Source organism: Oligella sp. HMSC09E12 (genome assembly GCF_001808505.1).
Classification (GTDB): Bacteria; Pseudomonadota; Gammaproteobacteria; order Burkholderiales; family Burkholderiaceae_B; genus Oligella; species Oligella urethralis.
The window spans coordinates 1-20,933 of record NZ_KV793568.1; the positions used below are offsets into that span (position 1 = coordinate 1).

Annotated in this window: 18 protein-coding genes; 8 read left to right on the forward strand and 10 right to left on the reverse strand. The window is 46.9% G+C overall.

Features of this window, described 5'->3' with window-relative positions; all coding sequences use genetic code 11:
• Nucleotides 1–375 precede the first annotated feature (375 nt).
• Complete coding sequence (fumC, locus tag HMPREF3179_RS04170) at nt 376–1,764, forward strand: class II fumarate hydratase (RefSeq protein WP_070469820.1); 1,389 nt, start codon at nt 376–378, stop codon at nt 1,762–1,764.
• Nucleotides 1,765–1,865: 101 nt separating this feature from the next.
• Here the strand turns inward: fumC and HMPREF3179_RS04175 are convergent, their stop codons facing one another.
• The 3 genes from HMPREF3179_RS04175 to tkt form a co-directional block, all read right to left on the reverse strand.
• Entirely contained in the window at nt 1,866–3,065 is a 1,200-nt protein-coding gene (locus tag HMPREF3179_RS04175; protein ID WP_070469821.1) for a phosphoglycerate kinase, read from the reverse strand.
• Between the two features lie 136 nt (nt 3,066–3,201).
• Nucleotides 3,202–4,212 carry a type I glyceraldehyde-3-phosphate dehydrogenase gene (gene gap / locus HMPREF3179_RS04180; protein WP_036557511.1) on the reverse strand — a complete coding sequence of 337 codons (1,011 nt, stop codon included), beginning with the start codon at nt 4,210–4,212 and terminating at the stop codon, nt 3,202–3,204.
• An 11-nt stretch (nt 4,213–4,223) separates the two neighbouring features.
• Nucleotides 4,224–6,272, reverse strand: a complete 2,049-nt coding sequence (gene tkt, locus HMPREF3179_RS04185; RefSeq protein WP_070469822.1) for a transketolase — start codon at nt 6,270–6,272, stop codon at nt 4,224–4,226.
• 100 nt (nt 6,273–6,372) lie between these two features.
• On the opposite strand from tkt, the gene HMPREF3179_RS04190 reads away from it, so the two are divergent.
• Nucleotides 6,373–7,149: a 16S rRNA (uracil(1498)-N(3))-methyltransferase gene (locus HMPREF3179_RS04190; RefSeq protein ID WP_070469823.1), complete on the forward strand. Its 777-nt coding sequence runs from the start codon at nt 6,373–6,375 to the stop codon at nt 7,147–7,149.
• Nucleotides 7,150–7,234: 85 nt separating this feature from the next.
• On the opposite strand, the gene HMPREF3179_RS04195 is transcribed toward HMPREF3179_RS04190, so the two are convergent.
• The 3 genes from HMPREF3179_RS04195 to HMPREF3179_RS04205 all read right to left on the reverse strand — a co-directional run bounded on the left by HMPREF3179_RS04195 (nt 7,235) and on the right by HMPREF3179_RS04205 (nt 11,102).
• The gene (locus HMPREF3179_RS04195; RefSeq protein WP_018026797.1) at nt 7,235–7,705 is read right to left on the reverse strand and encodes a barstar family protein; all 471 of its coding nucleotides are present in this window, start codon (nt 7,703–7,705) and stop codon (nt 7,235–7,237) included.
• A 60-nt stretch (nt 7,706–7,765) separates the two neighbouring features.
• Complete coding sequence (locus HMPREF3179_RS04200; protein WP_018026798.1) at nt 7,766–10,060, reverse strand: NADP-dependent malic enzyme; 2,295 nt, start codon at nt 10,058–10,060, stop codon at nt 7,766–7,768.
• A 133-nt stretch (nt 10,061–10,193) separates the two neighbouring features.
• On the reverse strand, nt 10,194–11,102 hold the full coding sequence (locus tag HMPREF3179_RS04205) for a hypothetical protein (RefSeq protein WP_070469824.1): 909 nt from the start codon (nt 11,100–11,102) through the stop codon (nt 10,194–10,196).
• A 135-nt stretch (nt 11,103–11,237) separates the two neighbouring features.
• Between HMPREF3179_RS04205 and HMPREF3179_RS04210 the strand changes: the two genes are divergently transcribed.
• The 3 genes from HMPREF3179_RS04210 (at nt 11,238) to yegQ (ending at nt 15,510) form a co-directional block, all read left to right on the forward strand.
• The gene (locus HMPREF3179_RS04210; RefSeq protein WP_070469825.1) at nt 11,238–12,401 is read left to right on the forward strand and encodes a pyridoxal phosphate-dependent aminotransferase; all 1,164 of its coding nucleotides are present in this window, start codon (nt 11,238–11,240) and stop codon (nt 12,399–12,401) included.
• Nucleotides 12,391–13,944 carry a UbiD family decarboxylase gene (locus tag HMPREF3179_RS04215; protein WP_070469826.1) on the forward strand — a complete coding sequence of 518 codons (1,554 nt, stop codon included), beginning with the start codon at nt 12,391–12,393 and terminating at the stop codon, nt 13,942–13,944. The genes HMPREF3179_RS04210 and HMPREF3179_RS04215 overlap by 11 nt, the downstream gene beginning before the upstream one ends.
• A 165-nt stretch (nt 13,945–14,109) precedes the next feature.
• Nucleotides 14,110–15,510 carry a prephenate-dependent tRNA uridine(34) hydroxylase TrhP gene (gene yegQ / locus HMPREF3179_RS04220; RefSeq protein WP_070469827.1) on the forward strand — a complete coding sequence of 467 codons (1,401 nt, stop codon included), beginning with the start codon at nt 14,110–14,112 and terminating at the stop codon, nt 15,508–15,510.
• A 79-nt stretch (nt 15,511–15,589) separates the two neighbouring features.
• Here the strand turns inward: yegQ and HMPREF3179_RS04225 are convergent, their stop codons facing one another.
• From HMPREF3179_RS04225 to upp, 4 genes are all read right to left on the reverse strand, one after another.
• Nucleotides 15,590–16,120 (reverse strand): hypothetical protein, encoded by a 531-nt coding sequence (locus tag HMPREF3179_RS04225; RefSeq protein ID WP_070469828.1) that lies wholly within the window; start codon nt 16,118–16,120, stop codon nt 15,590–15,592.
• 1 nt (nt 16,121) lies between these two features.
• Nucleotides 16,122–16,553, reverse strand: coding sequence for a phage holin family protein (locus HMPREF3179_RS04230; protein WP_018026804.1), 432 nt, complete (start codon nt 16,551–16,553; stop codon nt 16,122–16,124).
• A gap of 138 nt (nt 16,554–16,691) precedes the next feature.
• Nucleotides 16,692–17,195 carry an ElaB/YgaM/YqjD family protein gene (locus HMPREF3179_RS04235; protein ID WP_018026805.1) on the reverse strand — a complete coding sequence of 168 codons (504 nt, stop codon included), beginning with the start codon at nt 17,193–17,195 and terminating at the stop codon, nt 16,692–16,694.
• Nucleotides 17,196–17,339: 144 nt separating this feature from the next.
• Complete coding sequence (gene upp / locus HMPREF3179_RS04240) at nt 17,340–17,975, reverse strand: uracil phosphoribosyltransferase (RefSeq protein ID WP_018026806.1); 636 nt, start codon at nt 17,973–17,975, stop codon at nt 17,340–17,342.
• A gap of 202 nt (nt 17,976–18,177) precedes the next feature.
• On the opposite strand from upp, the gene queA reads away from it, so the two are divergent.
• The 3 genes from queA to yajC all read left to right on the forward strand — a co-directional run bounded on the left by queA (nt 18,178) and on the right by yajC (nt 20,859).
• The gene (queA, locus tag HMPREF3179_RS04245) at nt 18,178–19,257 is read left to right on the forward strand and encodes a tRNA preQ1(34) S-adenosylmethionine ribosyltransferase-isomerase QueA (protein ID WP_070469829.1); all 1,080 of its coding nucleotides are present in this window, start codon (nt 18,178–18,180) and stop codon (nt 19,255–19,257) included.
• 26 nt (nt 19,258–19,283) lie between these two features.
• Nucleotides 19,284–20,423 carry a tRNA guanosine(34) transglycosylase Tgt gene (tgt, locus tag HMPREF3179_RS04250; protein ID WP_026156878.1) on the forward strand — a complete coding sequence of 380 codons (1,140 nt, stop codon included), beginning with the start codon at nt 19,284–19,286 and terminating at the stop codon, nt 20,421–20,423.
• A gap of 97 nt (nt 20,424–20,520) precedes the next feature.
• Nucleotides 20,521–20,859: a preprotein translocase subunit YajC gene (gene yajC, locus HMPREF3179_RS04255; RefSeq protein ID WP_018026809.1), complete on the forward strand. Its 339-nt coding sequence runs from the start codon at nt 20,521–20,523 to the stop codon at nt 20,857–20,859.
• The last annotated feature ends 74 nt before the right edge of the window (nt 20,860–20,933 follow it).

Genomic DNA, 20,933 nt, shown 5'->3' on the forward strand with positions numbered 1-20,933 from the left:
GGTTTGCCAACCTCGCTGGGCAAACATAAAAAAGGGCGAACTCACAATGAATCCGCCCTTTGCGCTGTTTTTATTGTACCGTGCTACTTGCTGTATTGAAGCTGTCTCGTACTTCGTGTCATTAATATCTAGTAGCACAGACCCAAAATACTTCGATTGGGATTTCTGCTCATGCAGAGCGCGTCTCCTCACCTGCATGTGATTACTATACGTTATTTTTTATTACATTTCATTTAGGGATATCACTAGTTTCTATCCCCTAATGCTGACATAGCCTTTGTTAATTTAATTGATAGTGATTACTATTCTCTATTAGCAGTGTACACTAGTAGGATTGATAATTTTTCTTAAACCTTGAATGTAGGGAGATAGCGTATGAGAATTGAAAGCGATTCAATGGGCACGATTGAGGTGCCTGAGGATAAGTATTGGGGCGCCCAGACACAGCGCTCCATTCAAAACTTCCCGATTGGTGTAGCGCGCTTTAAATGGGGTCGCAGCATGATCCGCGCCTTAGGCATTCTAAAAAAATCCGCTGCAGAGGCCAATGGCGAATTAGGCGAGATTGGGGCTGAGGTGGCTAAGCTCATTATCCAAGCCGCCGATGAGGTGATTGAGGGTAAATTAGATGCACACTTCCCGCTCGTTGTGTTTCAAACCGGATCCGGTACCCAGTCCAATATGAACTCCAATGAGGTCATCTCTAATCGTGCGATTGAACTAGCTGGCGGCAGCATGGGCTCCAAAACACCGGTTCACCCTAATGATCACGTAAACCGCGGTCAGTCTTCAAATGACACTTTCCCCACCGCCATGTATATTGCCACCGTTTTGGAGCTGAAGGAAACACTTTTCCCAGCCATTAAGGTTTTGCGTGATACCCTCGCCGCTAAAGCCGAGGCTTACAAAGAGATTGTCAAAACCGGTCGCACACATTTACAAGACGCCACACCGATTACCTTAGGTCAGGAGATTTCCAGCTGGGTCGCACAAATTGACTACGGCATGGAGTCTATTGAGCTCAATATGCAAGGCTTATACGATTTAGCCATTGGCGGCACGGCCGTCGGTACAGGCCTCAATGCACACCCGCAATTTGGTGAACTATGCGCAGCGAATATTGCTAAAGCGACTGGCTACCCTTTCCGTAGTGCGAAAAATAAATTCTTTGCCCTTTCCGCACATGATGCCCTAAGCGCAACCTCAGCCGCCTTACGCACACTGGCCATGGCTCTGATGAAAATGGCGAATGATGTGCGTTGGCTAGCGAGCGGCCCTCGCTGCGGTATCGGTGAAATTACGATTCCCGAAAATGAACCGGGTTCATCTATTATGCCAGGCAAAGTAAATCCCACGCAGGCGGAAGCGCTGACCATGGTGTGCGTGCAGGTCTTTGGTAATGACGCCGCTGTCGCCTTTGCCAATAGTCAAGGCAATTTCCAGTTAAATGTGTATAAGCCCGTGATGGTTCATAATGTACTTGAAAGCATTCAGCTGCTAGCGGATGCGGCATTGGCCTTTAATGATCATTGCGCTGTCGGTATTGAGCCCGAACTTGAAAAAATCAAGCAGAATCTAGAGAAAAATCTGATGCTTGTCACGGCCTTAAATAAGCATATTGGTTATGATAAAGCGGCTGAAATTGCCAAAAAAGCGCATCATGAAAAGCTGAGTCTACGCGAGTCGGCACTCGCACTTGGCTATTTAAGCGCTGAAGACTTTGATAAATATATTGTGCCACTTGATATGACGCATAATAACTAACACGCTTCATCAAAAAAGCCTGATGGTATGTAAAGCATCATACCATCAGGCTAGTTTAGTTTAGCCACACGTTGCTAGCACGGCGCAAAAACTTACATGACTTAGCTTTCGTAGCGTTGCTCTAAAATTTCTAAAGCGGGTAACTTCTTACCTTCCAAAAACTCCAAGAAAGCACCACCACCCGTGGAGATATAACTCACCTTATCAGCGATACCGAATTTAGCTATTGCGGCTAGGGTGTCACCGCCCCCTGCAATAGAAAAGGCCTCACTCTCAGCAATGGCTTTTGCAATCACTTCCGTACCACCAGCAAAGGCATCAAATTCAAACACACCGACCGGACCATTCCAAACAATGGTGCCAGCTTTGCTTAACATACCAGCTAAGCTAGCCGCAGTTTTAGGACCAATATCAAAAATCATATCGTCTTCAGCCACTTCGGTAGCAGACTTTGTCTCAGCAGGCGTATCGGCGGCAAAGGCTTTACCCACCACCACATCTTCGGGAATCGGCAGGTGTGCGTTGCGGCTAAGGATTTTCTTAATCACCGCCTCACTTTGCCCTAACTGTTCAGGCTCAGCTAAAGATTTCCCAATATTCAGACCCTCAGCCAACATAAAGGTATTGGCAATACCACCGCCCACAATCAGCTGATCGACTTTATCAGCTAAGCTTTCTAGAATCGACAATTTAGTGGATACCTTAGAACCACCCACAATAGCGACAAGCGGACGTTTAGGGTTTTCTAAGGCCACGCTTAAAGCGACTAATTCTGCCTCTAATAAGGGACCAGCGCAAGCAACAGGAGCAAACTTAGCGATACCATGGGTAGAGGCTTGGGCCCGGTGCGCTGTACCAAACGCATCATTTACATAAACATCGCAGAGCTTAGCCATTTGTTGAGATAGCTCATCGGCATTGGCCTTCTCACCGACATTGAGACGACAGTTTTCTAACACCACTACTTGACCGGGACTGACATCAACGCCATTAACCCAGTGCTTTACTAAAGGTACTGCTTGACCTAAAAGCTCAGCCATGTGCGCTGCCACAGGTGCCAAACTATCCTCAGGACGAGCTTCTGTTCCTTCGACAGGGCGGCCTAAATGAGAGCAAACCATCACGGCTGCACCACTTTGCAAAGCCAGTTTAATCCCTGGGATTGACGCTCGAATGCGTGTATCCTCGGTAATTTCGCCTTGACTATTAAAAGGCACGTTTAAGTCAGCGCGAATAAAGACACGCTTATTTTTTAATTCGCCCCGCTCAGCTAATGAAGCGAGTGTTTTAATTTTAAACATGAAGAGCTCCCAAAGACTCTGCTATATTTTAAATAGCGTTTAGCAGTAACAAAGCGGCATTCAATCCGTAGTTGAAATGCCGCCTTTGTCTTTTACTTAATTACTGATTTTCATTGTGAAATGAGTCGCCAGCTGATTACTTAGCATTCATCAAAGCAACTGTATTGTCCAGCATACGCTGAGAGAAGCCCCACTCGTTATCGTACCAAGAAGATACCTTGACCAAACGACCGCTAACCTTGGTTAGGGTGGCATCGTAAATACTGGATTCATTACTGTGATTAAAGTCGGTCGAAACTAGCGGCAAATCATTAAAGCCTAAGACACCCTTTAACTCACCCTCAGAGGCAGCTTTAAGAATGCGATTAACCTCATCAACCGTGGTTTCGCGCTTAGCGATAAAGGATAAATCCACCATCGATACGTTAATGGTTGGTACCCGTACTGCATAACCGTCTAATTTACCATTTAACTCAGGTAATACCAAACCTAGTGCCTTGGCAGCACCGGTTTTGGTCGGAATCATATTCATTGAGGCTGAACGCGCACGACGCAAGTCCTTATGACGCACATCTAATAGCACCTGGTCATTAGTATAGGCGTGGATAGTTGTCATTAAACCATTTTCCACCCCAATAGCCTCATGTAAAGGCTTCACCAACGGGGCTAAGCAGTTAGTTGTACAAGAAGCAGCAGAAATCACCGTGTGTTCAGCTTTTAAAACATCCTGGTTAACACCGTAAACCACCGTTGCATCGACATCATCACCGCCAGGCGCTGAAATAATGACCTTTTTAGCACCAGACTCTAAATGCACTTGCGCCTTGGCTTTACTAGTAAAAGCACCCGTACACTCCAACACCACGTCCACATCTAATTCACCCCAAGGCAATTCCTTAGGATCGCGGGTGGCAAACAAACGGATACGATCGCCATTAATCACAAAGTGATCGCCGTCTAACTGCACATCCGCATCAAAACGACCATGCGTGGTATCGTATTTTAATAAATGGGCATTAGTTTCAAAATCGCCGGACATATTAATCGCCACGATTTCGATATCATGCTTTTTATTGTTTTCGTAATGGGCACGTAAAACGTTACGACCAATACGACCAAAACCTGTAATAGCAACACGAATCGTCATTTTTCGACTCCTTATAAAAGATTCTTCACCGCTGCAACGACTTTCTCAGCCGTCAAGCCAAAATAATTAAATAACTCACCGGCCGGCGCTGATGCACCGTAACTATCGATACCAACAACCGCACCATCACGGCCTACATACTTATACCAAAGGTCGGTACTACCCGCCTCTACCGCCACCGTGGGTAAAGCCGGTGGCAACACTGCCTCACGATAGGCTTTGCTCTGACGATCAAAGACATTAGTTGAAGGCATGGACACCACACGTACAGCAATACCCTCAGCAGCTAATTGCTGTTGGGCTTTAATGGCAATTTCCACCTCAGAACCAGTGGCTACAATCACCGCTTGCGCATTATCCGCATCACTTAATACATAAGCACCCATGGCGATTTGTGCCAAGGCAGTCTCAGTTCTCGGCATAAACGGCAGATTTTGTCGGGAAAGTAGTAAAGCGCTAGGCCCGCCATCTTTAACCTGAGCCCCTACTGTTACTGGTCGCTCCACAGCAGAGCGCCAAGCAACCGCGGTCTCTACCGTATCGCATGGGCGCCAGACATCTAGATTAGGAATCAGTCTTAAGCTACTTGCATGCTCAATCGACTGGTGTGTCGGACCATCCTCACCCAAACCAATAGAGTCATGGGTAAAGATATGAATCACGCGCTGCTTCATCAAGGCCGCCATACGAATGGCATTACGCGAATAATCGGAAAAGGTCAGAAAGGTGCCGCCAAAAGGCAAATAACCGCCATGTAAAGCCATACCGTTCATCATCGCTGCCATCGCAAATTCACGTACACCATAATTAATATGACGTCCGGCTGGCGTATCCTGACCGGCTCGGACGGCTACCGCACCCGACCAATCAGTAAAATTAGAACCAGTTAAGTCAGCGGAACCACCAATCAACTCAGGCAACATCGCTTGCAAGGCCTCAATCACAAACTGCGAGGCCTTACGTGTTGCAACGGTTTCAGCTCGCTGCACGGTTTCATCTAAGAAAGCTTGAAAACGTACTGCGAAATCGGCTGGTAAATCACCCTGCATACGGCGCTCAAACTCTCGTGCCAACTCAGGATGAGCCGCACTGTAGGCAGCAAATTTATCCGCCCAAAGCGCTTCTTTTTGTGTACCCTGTTCGCGTAAATCCCATGCCGATTTAATGGCTTCCGGAATCTCAAAGGGCTCAGCATCCCAACCAATGGCTTGACGCGTGGCTTGAATTTCATCAGCTCCCAAAGGCGCACCATGCACCTTGGCCGTACCAGCCAATTTAGGCGAACCCTGACCGATAACAGTGCGACAGCAAATTAAGGTAGGACCACGATCAGCTTCAGCAGCCCAGGTTTTGGCTTGTTCAATCGCCGCACTCACCGCCTCAACATCATGCCCATCCACCTGCGGAATCACCTGCCAGCCGTAGCTTTCAAAACGCTTAGCGGTATCATCACTAAACCAAGGCTGCACCTCACCGTCAATCGAAATGCCATTATCATCGTACAGTACAATCAGCTTATTAAGCTTAAGCGTACCGGCTAATGAACATGCCTCATGCGAGATACCCTCCATCAAACAACCGTCACCCACAAATACATAGGTATTGTGATCAACAATCTCATGACCAGGACGATTAAACTCCTTGGCTAAAAGTTGCTCAGCCAAGGCAAAGCCAACCGAATTCGCTAAACCCTGCCCCAAAGGACCGGTGGTGGTCTCGACCCCAGCAGTAACAAAGTTTTCTGGATGACCAGGTGTTTTGGAATGTAATTGACGGAAGTTTTTAATCTCTTCTATCGGTAAATCATAACCACTCAAATGCAGCAATGAATAAAGTAGCATTGAGCCGTGACCGTTAGATAGTACAAAACGATCCCGATTAGGCCAAAGTGGATTATTTGGGTTGTGATTTAGATGACGCGTCCAAAGTGCAACAGCAATTTCAGCCATGCCCATGGGGGCGCCGGGATGCCCGGAATTGGCTTGTTGAACAGCGTCCATCGAAAGGGCGCGAATCGCATTTGCTAAATCCGTCGGTTGAATACCTGAGGAAGAGTTCATATCCGTCCTATATCAGAAATTTTGTGATAAGTGGCTTATAATTTAAGCAAATTATTGTGGTTTAACATTCTATCATTTATCCTTTGTTCCATGGAGCTTTATGTCCCTACCCCGCTTTTTCTATCCCGCCCCCTTAGCCACTAACGAGACTGTGGTGTTGTCGCAGGAGATTGCTAATCATGCAGGGCGTAGTTTACGTTTACGTGATGGTGATGGGATAGTTTTATTTAATGGTCAAGGAGGGGAGTTTGCGGCACAGCTATTTTTTGACAATGGCGTAGCCAAAGCTCGTATCGGCACTTTCACTGCAGACAACCGTTTACCAGGTGGACACCTTGCCATTGCCCAAGCCCTACCGAGCGGCGATAAAATGGACTGGATTATAGAAAAAAATAGCGAGTTGGGGGTGCTTGCGATTCATCCACTAAAGGCAGAGCGTTCGATCTTACAGCTAAGCGGCAATCGCCTACAAAAGCGCCTACAGCGCTGGCAAAGCATCGCCAATAGCTCAGCTGAGCAATGCGGTCGCAATCTCCCCTTGGCTGTGAGTGATGTAAGCTCAATAAAGCAGTTTTTAGAGCAGCAATCCTATGATTTACTGCTACTCTGTCATCATGAAAATGGCAGCAAACTCAGCGATTATTTAATACAGTACCGAGACCACTTAGCGCCGGAGACACTGGCGTCGATTTGTCTTTTGATCGGGCCTGAAGGTGGCTGGTCAGATAATGAACTGGCTCTCTTTGCTTCTTATGGCCAAGACCACAGCAGTCGCTCCACCTTGCAAAAAGTGATTTGGGGAGAGCGCATATTCAGAACTGAAACCGCCGGACTTGCCCTGGCCTCTGCCTGCCTAGCCCTATTAGACTGGAACTGATCGCACTTCCACCCTAGCTCTTACAATTCAGGCTTCGGAAGCAACGTCCCGAAGCCTGACAGCAACTAAAGCAAGCTTAACTTAATTACTCGTCAATCTCACCATAACGTGTGGGTGCCTTACCAGGCTCAGGCGCCTCATGCGGACCAACATGCTCAACAAAATAAGCAAAGCGGCGCCCCTTGCTCTCAGCAAATTTAGTCACATCCTGCAAGATGCCGTCTAACTGCCCAGCAAACTCTCGCAACGCATCATCCTCTGAATGCAGACTCTGGAGCCAGAGCACCATGCCCTTTTTCTGATCCGTATTGGTTTCATTAAGACAGTCCAATAAGGCGTCTGTATCCGAACCGAAAAAAGATGGATAATCGACCGCCTTGGATACTGCACGTAATACAGCTGAAACATTACGCGCTTTATCACAATTAACATTAAAAAAGGTCAAACCTTGGGAAGCAGCCAATTCACTGACCGCTTCAAGCTGGGCAAGCTCCTCTGGAATCGCGCCACCTACTGCAAAGACTTGCTCTAAGCTTGTCGCTGTTTTTTTGACCATCCCATCTCCTCAAACAAGCAATAACTGAGATACTAATTTCAATTTTAAAATAATTTGACCCTAGGATGCACGGGTATTTGCATCAACCACAGCCAAGACTGTCATATTAATAATTCGTCTCACCGTCGCACTGGAAGTCAAAATATGCACCGGTTTTTTACATCCTAAAAGGAAAGGACCGATGGATACATTACTGCCGACAGAAGACTTTAATAAGTTATACGCAATATTACCACTTTGCATATCAGGGCAAATCACTAAATTAGCACTCCCAGTCAATGGCGAATCCGGCATACGCTTCTTGCGTAAAGCCTCATTCAGCGCCATATCGCCGTGCATTTCCCCATCAATTTCAAGCGCTGGATCACGCTCACGGATGATTTCTAATGCTTTACGCATTTTTTCACCAGAAATCGGAAAATCCGTACCATAGTCTGAAGACGATAACAGTGCTACCTTAGGGTTGATTTTAATATGTCTCAACTCGGCAGCAGCCATTAAGGTGATCTCAGCAATTTCTTCAGGCGTGGGATCTGGATTAACATGTGTATCGGCTATGGCAATCACTCGCTCAGGTAGGATTAATAAGCTTAGCGCACCGTAGGTACTAACATTTTCATCCATCCCTAAGACCTGATCAATCCACTGCAAATGACCGGTATAGGTGCCGACCGTACCACAAATCATGCCATCAGCCTCACCAAGGTGCATCAACATCGCACCAATCAAGGTCATGCGTCGACGCATTTCCACACGCGCCAGCTCTTGGCTCACACCGGCACGCTTACGCATCTCCCAATAAGACTGCCAATACACCTTGTAGCGATCATCCATCTCAGGATTTACCACTTCTACTTGCGTCTCTAAATCAATGCGTAATCCGTACTGCTTAATACGCTTAGCTAAGACCTCAGGTCGACCCACTAAGATCGGTGCGCAAATTTTTTCGTCTAACAATACTTGCACCGCACGTAACACACGCTCATCCTCACCCTCGGTAAAGACGATACGAGATTTCTTATCCTGTTCGATATTAAATTGACGCGCCATCGTAAATAGAGGGCGCATAAAGGCACCTGAGTGATAAACAAACTCTTTTAAGTTACCGATATACTCATCAAAATCCGCAATCGGACGTGTGGCCACCCCATCTTCCATCGCGGCTTTCGCAACGGCTGGCGCAATGCGGGTAATTAAGCGCGGATCTAAGGGCTTCGGAATCAAGTATTCGGGACCAAAGGATACCTCCGTCACTTCATAAGCCGCCGCCACACGCTCATTTTGTTCCTCTTGAGCCAAATTACAAATCGCATGCACACACGCAATTTCCATATTACGCGTAATGCTGATAGCACCGACATCGAGTGCACCACGGAAAATATAGGGGAAACAAAGTACGTTATTTACCTGATTCGGGTAATCAGAACGACCGGTTGCAATGACCGCATCCGGACGCACCTCTTTGGCTAGCTCTGGCAGAATTTCAGGATTAGGATTTGCCAAGGCTAAAATCAAGGGTTGCGCAGCCATTTTTTTAACCATATCCTGCTTTAACACACCCCCTGCAGATAGTCCCAAGAAAACATCAGCGCCATCAATAATCTGATCAAGGGTACGCAGCGAGGTTTCTTGAGCGTAACGCGCCTTTTTCTCATCCATCAACAAGGTACGACCCTTGTAAACAACGCCCTCAATATCGCTCACCCAGATATTTTCAAGCGGCACACCTAAATCCACTAACAAATCCAGACAGGCTAAGGCTGCTGCGCCGGCGCCGGACACCACCAACTTCACCTCATCGATAGCTTTATCAACCACCTTAAGACCATTAATAAAGGCAGCAGCTACACAAATCGCCGTACCATGCTGATCATCATGAAACACCGGGATACGCATACGCTCGCGTAATTTTTGCTCGACTATAAAACACTCCGGCGCTTTAATATCCTCTAAGTTAATACCACCGAAGGTAGGCTCTAATCCAGCGATAATTTCAACTAATTTCTCCGGATCCTTTTCATTAATTTCAATATCAAAGCAATCAATCCCGGCGAACTTCTTAAATAGTACAGCCTTACCCTCCATCACAGGCTTAGAGGCTAAGGCACCGATCTCGCCCAAGCCTAAGACAGCCGTACCGTTAGTAATAACGCCCACCAGGTTACCGCGCGCTGTATACAGGCTAGCGTTTGCGGCGTCCTTAACAATTTCGTCACAAGCCGCAGCCACACCCGGGGAATAAGCTAAGGCCAAGTCTCGCTGGTTAGCCAGCTTTTTAGTCGGTTCTACCGAAATCTTACCCGGCTTACCCTGTCGGTGATAAAACAAGGCGGCTTCGCGCAACGTATCGTCCATTGATAAAATCCTTAATTCTTGAGAGTGATGATGAAATAATGACAGCGGACGCGCTATCAACACAGGGGATGACAGCAATTCAGCGTACTCGCTAATTTATACTCAATACTAACGTATTATTTAATGAATTACATTAAAAAGTCTTGAATAGCTCGTCAAAGTAGGGATACATGCCTGTTGGGTCGAATAATTGCTTAATTTCTAAATCCGCTTCACCCCCGCAAAGCCCCTCAGCATAGCCCTGTTGCCACTCTGCAGCTGTCCGCAAAAGGCGCCGGAGCGGAGGTATTTTGCGTATTACCAAAGATTGTACCCATAACAAACTACCACGATGCCCTAAAAATACCCGAGCGATATTCGGATCGACATGCTTATTGTGTAAGGCATCGAAGCGATATGCATAAGGCCAAATCGGTGCTTCAAGTGCCTCCCGAATCTGAGTTTGCTGCAACATCTCAAATAACCGTGGAATGGCTTTATGTAAAATGGCAATGTTTAAAGGTGCGGTATCATTTACTCCAAAGCCACCCACCACCGCCTTATCGCCATTGGCAAAAACCACCTGCATACGCTCTACCCCAGATAAAAAACTAAGTCCAGGACGCATATCATGATAATGAGGATCAGCAAACCATTGCGCCAAATTAAGCAGTGGCGGCACCCCTCTGAACTGCTCATAACCCTGCTCAAGTAATGTACCCACCAAGGTGGTCGCGGGGGCAAGACAAGCCTCTTCACTGAAAAAATCAGGCTCCTCCATGGTCTGCGGCAGCTTTAACCACAAGCCGGGGCGACCAATTAAGGCATCAAAGGGTAGCGTGCCATCTAGCACCAAGGCAATATCATACTGCTCAGCCAAGGCGCGCACATGGTCAAAATCAAGTGTCCGCTCTAATTGCAAACGTGCCTGCGGATAACCATCGCTACTCTCAGCTAGACTCTCCCATGCCCCATGCACAAAACGTCGGAGCCGATTGCAAAACAAAGACCATGCCTCATCGGCAGCGGCGTTGTGTATTTTTAAAAAAGAACGTCTATCCATAAGCTAGCACATGCAAATTTTAAACTGTGTCTCTCCATAGCAAAGCAGGCAATCGAACAAGTATAATGGTAAAACTTTTTGCTATCTAATCATATTGGCTTAGTCCAGCTATTTTTATATCAGGCATTGATATCTATGTTTAAACCAGCTAATCGTGTTGCAGAATCGGTCACTTTCCATGCTGTTGAGTTTGCCAAAAAGGCACAAGCATTACGTGAAGCCGGCCGTGATATTATCAGTTTAAGTATCGGCGAGCCCGATTTTACCGCACCACCACTGGTGTGCGAGACGCTTATCAAGGCCACCGAAAATGGTCTCAGTGGCTACAGCGCAACCCTAGGCTTAGAGCCTCTACGTCTCTGCATTGCCGATTATTATAATGAGCAATTCGGCAGCAATATTAGCCACCAACAAGTGATTATCACAACCGGGGCCTCTGGGGCTTTATTACTGGCGGCTCAGACCCTATTAAATCCAGGGGATGAGGTCTTAATGCCCGATCCCTATTATCCGGCTAATTTTAATTTTATTTTGACTGCTGGTGCCACAACTAAACTCGTCCCTTGCACGCCAGAGAATCGCTTTCAGCTATCGGCTGAGAATATCAAAGCCAATTGGGGACCTAAAACACGTGCAGTCTTAATTGCCTCGCCGAGCAACCCGACCGGCACCAGCATCACTGAAGAAGAGCTAGCTAAAATCTGCGCTACCGTGAAGTCACTCGGTGGTATTGTGATTTTAGATGAGATTTACTTAGGTTTAAGCTATGACCATCAGGCTAAATCAGGGCTTGCACACGACCCAGAAATTGTGGTGATTAATAGCTTTTCCAAGTTTTTTAACATGACCGGTTGGCGTCTAGGCTGGATTATTGCTCCAGAGCATTTGGTGCCAGCCTTTGAAAAAATCTCCAGTAGTTTGACGATTTGTGCTCCTACCCTCGCCCAACATGCGGCTATTTCATGCTTTGCTCCAGAGTCCATGGCAATTTATGAAAAAAGACGTGCCGCCTTTAAAGAGCGTCGTGATTACTTACTACCTGAATTGGCGCGCTTAGGCATTGAGGTCCCAGTAAAACCAGATGGGGCGTTTTATATTTATTGCGATATTAGTAAATTTAGTGATAATAGCGTTGATTTTGCCAACCAACTATTAGAAAAAGCGGGTATTGCCACGGTACCGGGACTAGATTTTGGTCCTGCCCATGCGAAGAAAATGCTCCGTCTTTCTTATGCCACCGGCATTGAGCAATTAAAAATCGCAGTACAACGATTAGAGGATTTTTTAGGTGAAATATAAGGATCTCAGAGATTTTCTCCAACAATTAAAGCAACGCGGACAATTAAAAGCTATCGATATTGCCATTTCCACCGACTTGGAAATGACTGAGATCAGTGACCGTGTGTTGCGTGCTGAGGGTCCTGCCCTGCTATTTAATTACGCCCAGCACCAGGGACAAAAAGCCTCCATGCCGGTCTTGACCAATCTGTTCGGCACCCCTGAACGCGTTGCGTGGGGCATGGGGGCCGAAGATATTTCAGCCTTAACAGAAGTCGGTGAGTTGCTAGCTGAATTGCGTGAACCGCAACCACCACGCGGCCTTAAGGACGCATTTTCAAAGGTCTCCATGCTAAAGTCGGCGCTGTGGGATATGGCACCTAGGGTTCAACGCTCTGCACCTTGTCAGGAGATTGTACTAGAGGGCGATGCCGTGGATTTAAACCAGCTGCCGATTCAGACCTGCTGGCCTGGTGATGTCGCACCCTTAATCACATGGGGTTTAGTGATTACCAAGGGGCCTCATGCAAAGTGTCAAAATCTCGGTATTTATCGACAGCAATTACTAGGACCTAATAAGCTGATTATGCGTTGGTTGTCGCATCGCGGCGGTGCCTTGGACTTTCGCGATCATGCGCTTGCCAATCCTGGCAAGCCCTTTCCAATCAGCGTTGCCCTAGGAGCGGATCCAGCCACCATCTTGGGCGCAGTGACACCCGTGCCAGACAGCTTATCAGAATATCAATTTGCTGGCCTACTCAGAGGCTCACGCACCGAGTTAGTTAAGTCGATCGGCAATGAGCTACAGGTGCCCGCCAGTGCCGAAATTGTACTTGAAGGCCATATATTGCCAAACAACCATCCCGCTGCCATTGCCCCACATCTAAGTGAGGAAATGCCGCCTATGCCGGGGGGCTTTTTAGCCAATTATGAGCTGGCCTTAGAGGGACCTTATGGCGATCATACCGGCTACTATAATGAGCAGGACTGGTTCCCAGTGTTTACCGTGGAGCGCATTACCATGCGCAAAAACCCCATTTACCACAGCACCTACACAGGCAAACCACCTGATGAACCAGCCGTTTTAGGCGTGGCACTGAATGAGGTATTTGTGCCGCTGCTACGTAAGCAATTACCCGAGATCGTGGATTTCTATCTACCACCCGAGGGTTGTAGTTATCGCATGGCAGTGGTGTCCATCCGCAAGCAATATGCTGGTCATGCCAAGCGCGTGATGTTTGGTGTATGGAGTATTTTGCGTCAATTTATGTACACGAAATTTATCGTGGTAGTGGATGAAGATGTCAATACCCGTGACTGGAAAGAGGTCATCTGGGCCATGACCACACGCATGGATCCAGCCCGTGATACGTTGTTAGTAGAAAATACCCCTATTGATTATCTGGACTTTGCCTCCCCCGTATCCGGTCTTGGGGGTAAAATGGGCATGGACGCCACCAACAAATGGCCCGGTGAAACCGATAGAGAATGGGGTATTCCCATCACCATGAAGTCCGAGGTCAAGCAGCGCGTCGATGCTTTGTGGCAGCAGCTAGGTTTTTAATTTATTTTATTAAAAACAAAGCCTTAGCTTACATAGCGGCGCAGTATAAATTAAAATATAGCGCTTAACTCCTGATTTTCAGGCATAAGCGCTTTAGTACTTTGCGCGCCAAAATACATATTCACTGACATCATCTTCACCTAAGAAGCGACGATTTTAATATACATGAAAGCACCTGAATTATTACTACCTGCTGGCGGCTTAGAACGCATGCGTGCTGCCTATGATTACGGCGCAGATGCCGTCTATGCCGGTAGCCCGCGCTACTCCTTGCGTGTGCGTAATAACGAGTTCGCCAAACTAACTGTGTTAGAGCAAGCGATTACTGAGGCACATCAACGCAATAAAAAGTTCTACCTGACGGTTAACACCTTACCGCACAACAACAAACTAAAGACTTTTCTAAGTGATATGGAGCCGCTGATTGCGATGCGGCCTGATGCGCTGATTATGGCAGACCCTGGTTTAATTATGATGGTGCGTGAGCGTTGGCCGGACATGCCAATTCACTTATCAGTGCAAGCCAATACCACCAATTACTGGGGTGTACGCTTCTGGCAAAGCGTCGGTATTGAACGCATTATTTTATCGCGCGAACTTTCAATTAAGGAAATCGCTGAGATCCGCCAGGAAGTACCTGATATGGAGCTTGAGGTTTTTGTGCATGGCGCCCTCTGTATCGCCTACTCCGGTCGCTGCTTATTGTCAGGTTATTTTAACCATCGTGATCCGAACCAAGGCACCTGTACCAATGCTTGTCGTTGGAACTACACGGTCTATGATTCAGCTGAGGATCATAGCGGCACGCCTGAACCCTCCCTATTACAAGGCTTTAACTTCGAACACGCCAAAGAGGAGGCCGACAGCCTCTTTGAGGGAATTAATGGCCAACAACGTCACCCCTTAGCTGATAAGGTGTATTTCATCGAAGAAACCAATCGTCCCGGCTCCTATATGCCGATTATGGAGGACGAGCATGGCACCTATATCATGAACTCTAAGGATTTACGAGCGATTGAATCGGTTGCCAAACTGGCGGAAATCGGTGTCGACTCACTGAAAATTGAGGGACGCACCAAGTCTGTTTACTACGTCGCCAGAGCAGCACAAAGTTATCGCCGTGCGATTGATGATGCGGTTGCGGGTAGACCGTTTGATTACAGCTTATTAGCTGATCTCGAAGGTCTGGCTAATCGCGGCTACACCAGTGGCTTTCTAGAGCGACACCAAACGCAAGATTATCAAAACTACCTAAGCGGTCACTCCATCTCAAAACGCAGTCAGTTTGTCGGTCAGGTCACTGAAATTGATGAAAATGGCTGGGCCATGATTGATGTCAAAAACCACTTCAGAGTGGGTGATGAAATTGAGATTATCCATCCAAGCGGCAATAAAACGGTACGTTTGGAGCAAATGCTACGCAATGGTGAGCCTACTGAGGTGGCCGCCGGTAGTGGTATTTTTGTGCAAATCCCTAATATGCAAGGCATGGACAATGCCTTAATCGCCCGCATCCTACCGGATGAAGCTCGACGTGAGGCCCAAGTTGAGACGCTGAGCAATTAAGGCACTAAGCGCTATATAAAAAAATGGCAGTGGATTCAATTTTCCAACTGCCATTTTTTATGCCTAACAGCCTTGGTGTTTAGCTACGACGACGCAGCAGTCTGCGTCTAACACGCTGTCTTGGCGCTGGACTGTCTGGGCGAGTGCCTTGGACAGCTCGTTCTGCAGCGTCCAGATAAAGCGCCTCATCCTCAGCCTTCAACGGCATCGAATGCGCCCGCACACGTGGCCCCGTCAATGGTGTTTTACGCGCAGCCTCACGTCGAATAGCACGCTTGCGACCATTCACAAACCAGGCAGCCAAGCCAAACGCTAAAGGACGCCATAAAGACGAACGGCTACGCTTAACCCCCTGTCTTAATAATTGCGCCACCGCCCAGCTAATCGCCGGATGGCGATCAACATAAGCAAATAAACGGCTAGCGCTGCGGCTCTGGTCTAGTCGTTCAACGGCGCCTTCAAACAGGTTGTTTTTGATTGTGGATGGCTTAACATCATAGATCAAGCGCTGACCCTGTAAACCGATCAACTCACGCTCGGCATAAATTTTAGCCATTAAGAGCGCTTTACGCTTATCCGGCTGCTGAGATTTTTTTACCTGATTCGTCATCTTAAACCTCCCTTGACCCTGCACTTGTATCCGAGCGGGATGCCGCAGGACTAAATGGCGGTGCCGTCAGCATCTCACCCTTAAGCTTAGCCGCATCATCTTTAAGCACTTGCACACTTGCCGCAAAGGGTTTGCTGTCCGTAAATAACGCTTTTAATTTGGCGATACAAGCTAAGGCCAACACTGCATAGAGCACTGTCACACCACCGACGACGGCATAACGATAAGGACTATCCCATAACAGCATCAATGCTAAAAAGGACAACCCCAAGAGAAAAAACATGCCTAAAATTGCCGCTGCCACACCAAACACCACAGCACTTACAAAACGCTTGCGCTCCTCAACCAGCTCGAGCCCAAATAACTCCGCTCGATTACTTAGGGTGGCGGCGATCGTATTAACTAAATCTTTTGAATCCTGAGCTAAGGACATAATGACTCACCTTTTATTAAACACTAAAAAGGCGCTAAGGCTATCTAGAAACACCTAGACTTAGCACTAGCGCCAATTTAGCTATCTACGGGAATCTATTTAAATTGCTAAAATAAAAGCTAATAACAACTAAAAAGATTAGCGACGACCAATAATAACGCCTAATAATAAAGCAGCAACACTGGCAATACCGATGGTAGTCCAAGGGTTTTGGTGTACATAATCATCGGCCTCTTCGGCAAATTGATGACCACGGTCCACCATATCATCTCTAAACTCAAGCGCGCTGTCGTACATATCGTCGACATAGTCATGACCTTGCTCATATAGTCTGGCGGCAGTGCGTTTACCCTTGCTATAGTGGCGCTCGGCCCAGTCCTTACCCTGGTCAACCAGCTCTTTACCTTGATCGACAATGCTATCCTTGGCATCTTCAAAACTACCGTAAGCTGCTTCTAGTGTTTCACGTGCTTTAGCGCGTAGCTCCTTAGCTTTGGCTTCATTTGCAGATTTGGCTTCACCAAGAATCTTTTCCGCATCCTTAATCGCAGCTTGTAAGCTTTCTAATAATTCTTCTTCTGTTTGTTGAACCGTGTCTTTGATATTTTCAATATTCTTTTTCGCATTATTTGTAGTGGCCATTTTACTCTCCTTCAATCAGTTTAATGTTAAATGACTATAACTATGTTTTAACGCAAAACAGTTGCTATCATCAAGCAAAGAGTTAAATTATTACCCTTAGCAATATTTGCTGACAAGAACCGAATATCAATGGTATAGGCTCGTTTAATCCTTTTGTCGAGTCCCGAAAATACGATCACCAGCATCACCCAGGCCTGGCAGAATATAGTTATTCGCATCTAAGCCCTCATCAATGGCAGCGGTATAAATTTGCACATCAGGATGCTTAGAAAGCACGGCATCAATACCTTTGGGTGCAGCCGTTAGCACCAAGGCACGCACTTCCCTACAACCGGCTTGCTTTAGCATATCGATAGTCGCCACCATGGAGCCACCCGTTGCTAACATCGGATCAATAATAATTGCCAAACGCTGGTCTAAATCATCAACCAATTTTTTTAAATAAGTCGCTGCTTCAAACGTTTTTTCATCACGGGCAATCCCCACCGCACTCACCTTGGCACCGGGAATTAAGGTTAATACGCCCTCTAACATACCAATACCCGCACGTAAAATTGGCACCACCGTGACTTTTTTCCCGCTCAGCTTTTGTACCTTAACCGGACCACACCAACCCTGCACCTCATGCTCTTCCAAGGCAAAATCCTTAGTCGCCTCATAGGTTAACAAAGTGGTTACCTCGCCTGCCAACTCCCTAAAACTCTTAGTACTTAAATTAATCTCGCGCATCAAACCGAGTTTGTGTTGCACTAAAGGATGCTTAACCTCATGAATAGCCATAAAATCTCCGCAAAATTGGGGGGTGTGTTAATTTTTTTGTTAAGGCTTAGTCTATCAAAAAAAGACACACTTTCTCATCTCTGTGATAATTTTTTTGCTACGCGGAGAGCGTTAATAATCACACTAAATCGCTGACATTCGCAGTAGAAACGTTATCAAGCACAGCTAGGCCTTATAATTGCTTTTTAGCTCTCAGAAAGATATGAATAACAACTCCTTAACACTGCCCCCACTCGACAACACCTTAACGTTGAGTGATTTTGATTACGAATTACCTGAAGACTTAATTGCACAATCACCTGCCGAGCAGCGTAATAAAAGCCGCTTGTTACGCGTGGATGCGCAGGGCCATTGTCATGACCATCAATTTACCGAGCTCATTGACTTTGTGAAACCCCATGATTTATTAGTATTTAATAACACCAAGGTAATTAAAGCGAGGCTTTTTGGTCACAAAAGCAGCGGTGGCAAGATTGAGATTTTAATTGAGCGCTTACTTGACGATCAGCGTGCCCTTGCCCATATTAAGGCCAGTAAAGCGCCCAAACTTGATAGCACACTGCATTTTGCGGATGATCAATTTAGCGCACAGGTCCTGGGCCGTGAGGATGCGCTCTACGAATTAGTGTTTTCTAAGCCATTACTACCATTGCTGGAGGAGTTCGGCGCCACTCCTTTACCACCTTATATTACGCACACCCCAGATGCAGAGGATGATGAACGCTATCAGACCGTCTATGCTAAAACCCCGGGAGCAGTGGCAGCCCCAACCGCTGGTCTCCACTTTGATAATGAGCTGTTGGAGCAGTTAAGACAAAAAGGCATTAACACCACCTTTGTCACCTTACATGTCGGTGCCGGCACCTTTCAACCGGTGAGAACCACAGCCATCAAGGACCATATCATGCATGCCGAATGGTATGAGGTTGGCCCCGAGGTCGTGACGGCGATTCAATCGGCGCGGGCAGCCGGTGGTCGGGTGATTGCCGTAGGAACCACGAGCGTGCGTGCTTTGGAATCGGCAGCACAATTTGGTGGTACGATAGAAGCAATGCGTTGCCCGCTTGCGCACCAAGGAGATACCCGTTTATTTATTACCCCAGGGTATCAGTTTAAAGTGGTTGATGCCTTAATCACTAACTTCCATTTACCGCAGTCCACCCTCTTAATGCTCGTTGCTGCACTGATGGGATTGGACAGCATGAAAAAAACCTACCAGCACGCCATTCAGCAGCGCTATCGCTTCTTTAGTTATGGCGATGCCATGTTTATTGATTTTTGATCAACTCGTTTAAAATTCACGTATCAATGTCAGCTTTAGAATTTACCTTACTTAATACCCACGGCAAAGCCAGACGGGCCGCCATCAAACTAAACCACGGCACAGTGCAAACACCGATGTTTATGCCGGTCGGTACCTATGGCTCAGTTAAAGCCATGTTACCGCACGAGCTAGAGAGCATTGGCTCACAAGTGATTTTAGGAAATACCTTTCACCTCTGGTTACGTCCCGGTACCGAGGTGATTCAGAAGTTTGGGGGTCTGCATGATTTTATGCAGTGGAAAAAGCCAATTTTGACAGACTCCGGCGGCTTTCAGGTTTTTAGCTTAAGTAATTTACGCAGCAAATTACACGAGGAAGGAGTGAAGTTTTCCTCGCCCTTAAACGGCGAAAAGCTTTTTCTCTCACCTGAAGAGTCCATGCGCATTCAAACTGCGCTAAATTCCGATATCGCCATGGTATTGGATGAGTGCACCCCTTATTTAATTGATGGCCGCCCGGCCACCCATGAGGAAGCGGCACGTTCAATGCGCCTTTCCTTGCGTTGGGCCAAGCGTTCGAAAAACGCATTTAATGAACTGGCAAATTCCAACGCCCTCTTTGGCATTGTACAAGGCGGTATGTTTGAGGACTTACGCAAGGAATCCTTGGACGGTTTGGTTGATATTGGCTTTCATGGCTATGCCATTGGCGGTTTATCGGTAGGTGAGCCCAAGGAAGATATGCAGCGTGTATTACAACACGTTGCCCACCAACTACCAGACAATGCACCACGCTATCTGATGGGTGTGGGCACACCGGAAGATTTAGTGTATGCCGTTAGCCAAGGGGTGGATATGTTCGACTGCGTGATGCCCACACGTAATGCGCGTAACGGTTGGCTCTTTACCCGTTTTGGTGATCTTAAAATCCGCAATGCACGCTACAAAGATGATATGCGCCCACTCGACCCGAGCTGCAGCTGTCATACCTGCAGTCATTTCTCACGGGCTTATTTACACCACCTCCACCGAGCCAATGAAATTACTGGTGCGCGCTTAAATACACTGCATAATTTACATTATTACCTGAACCTGATGCAGGAGATACGGGAGGCACTAGAACAGAACCGATTTGATCAATGGCAAGCGCAATTCCATAAAGATCGCGCAAAAGGTATTGAATAAGACAAGAAAAGGCTACAATGATCGGTTAAAATCTAGAGCCATTTTATTTTTAACAACCATTTAAAAATTTCTCAACTAAGGAAATTTGGAGAGTTTTATGAACTTAGTCGATTTACTAAGCGCCAGCCTAGCCCAACAAGAAAGTGCCGGCTTGATGGGCTTTTTACCCATTATTTTGATGTTTGTGGTGTTGTATTTCTTAATGATCCGCCCACAAATGAAGCGTCAAAAAGAGCACAAAAACATGGTTGACAATCTAACAGTCGGCACCGAAGTTGTGACTGCCGGTGGTTTGGTAGGTCGCATTAACCGCATCACAGATTCTGGTTACATCGCATTAGAAGTCGCAGACTTAGCTTCAAAGCCGGTTGAGATCATGGTGCAGCGTCAAGCAGTAACCGCCGTCTTACCTAAAGACACCATTAGAAGTTTATAATTTCTTTTGCTAATTTAGCCTTTACCCGCCCTTAAAAAGCGGGTAATTGCATTTCTCTCACGCACTCTAAAGAC

Excerpts from the sequence above, each read along its gene's own strand:
- gap (WP_036557511.1), bottom strand. The coding sequence starts at position 4,212 with ATGACGATTCGTGTTGCTATTACAGGTTTTGGTCGTATTGGTCGTAAC.
- yajC (WP_018026809.1), top strand. The coding sequence starts at position 20,521 with ATGAACTTAGTCGATTTACTAAGCGCCAGCCTAGCCCAACAAGAAAGT.
- fumC (WP_070469820.1), top strand. The coding sequence starts at position 376 with ATGAGAATTGAAAGCGATTCAATGGGCACGATTGAGGTGCCTGAGGAT.
- HMPREF3179_RS04200 (WP_018026798.1), bottom strand. The coding sequence starts at position 10,060 with ATGGACGATACGTTGCGCGAAGCCGCCTTGTTTTATCACCGACAGGGT.
- HMPREF3179_RS04205 (WP_070469824.1), bottom strand. The coding sequence starts at position 11,102 with ATGGATAGACGTTCTTTTTTAAAAATACACAACGCCGCTGCCGATGAG.
- HMPREF3179_RS04190 (WP_070469823.1), top strand. The coding sequence starts at position 6,373 with ATGTCCCTACCCCGCTTTTTCTATCCCGCCCCCTTAGCCACTAACGAG.
- tgt (WP_026156878.1), top strand. The coding sequence starts at position 19,284 with ATGTCAGCTTTAGAATTTACCTTACTTAATACCCACGGCAAAGCCAGA.
- HMPREF3179_RS04175 (WP_070469821.1), bottom strand. The coding sequence starts at position 3,065 with ATGTTTAAAATTAAAACACTCGCTTCATTAGCTGAGCGGGGCGAATTA.
- HMPREF3179_RS04225 (WP_070469828.1), bottom strand. The coding sequence starts at position 16,120 with ATGACGAATCAGGTAAAAAAATCTCAGCAGCCGGATAAGCGTAAAGCG.
- HMPREF3179_RS04230 (WP_018026804.1), bottom strand. The coding sequence starts at position 16,553 with ATGTCCTTAGCTCAGGATTCAAAAGATTTAGTTAATACGATCGCCGCC.
- HMPREF3179_RS04195 (WP_018026797.1), bottom strand. The coding sequence starts at position 7,705 with ATGGTCAAAAAAACAGCGACAAGCTTAGAGCAAGTCTTTGCAGTAGGT.
- HMPREF3179_RS04235 (WP_018026805.1), bottom strand. The coding sequence starts at position 17,195 with ATGGCCACTACAAATAATGCGAAAAAGAATATTGAAAATATCAAAGAC.
- upp (WP_018026806.1), bottom strand. The coding sequence starts at position 17,975 with ATGGCTATTCATGAGGTTAAGCATCCTTTAGTGCAACACAAACTCGGT.
- HMPREF3179_RS04210 (WP_070469825.1), top strand. The coding sequence starts at position 11,238 with ATGTTTAAACCAGCTAATCGTGTTGCAGAATCGGTCACTTTCCATGCT.
- yegQ (WP_070469827.1), top strand. The coding sequence starts at position 14,110 with ATGAAAGCACCTGAATTATTACTACCTGCTGGCGGCTTAGAACGCATG.
- queA (WP_070469829.1), top strand. The coding sequence starts at position 18,178 with ATGAATAACAACTCCTTAACACTGCCCCCACTCGACAACACCTTAACG.
- tkt (WP_070469822.1), bottom strand. The coding sequence starts at position 6,272 with ATGAACTCTTCCTCAGGTATTCAACCGACGGATTTAGCAAATGCGATT.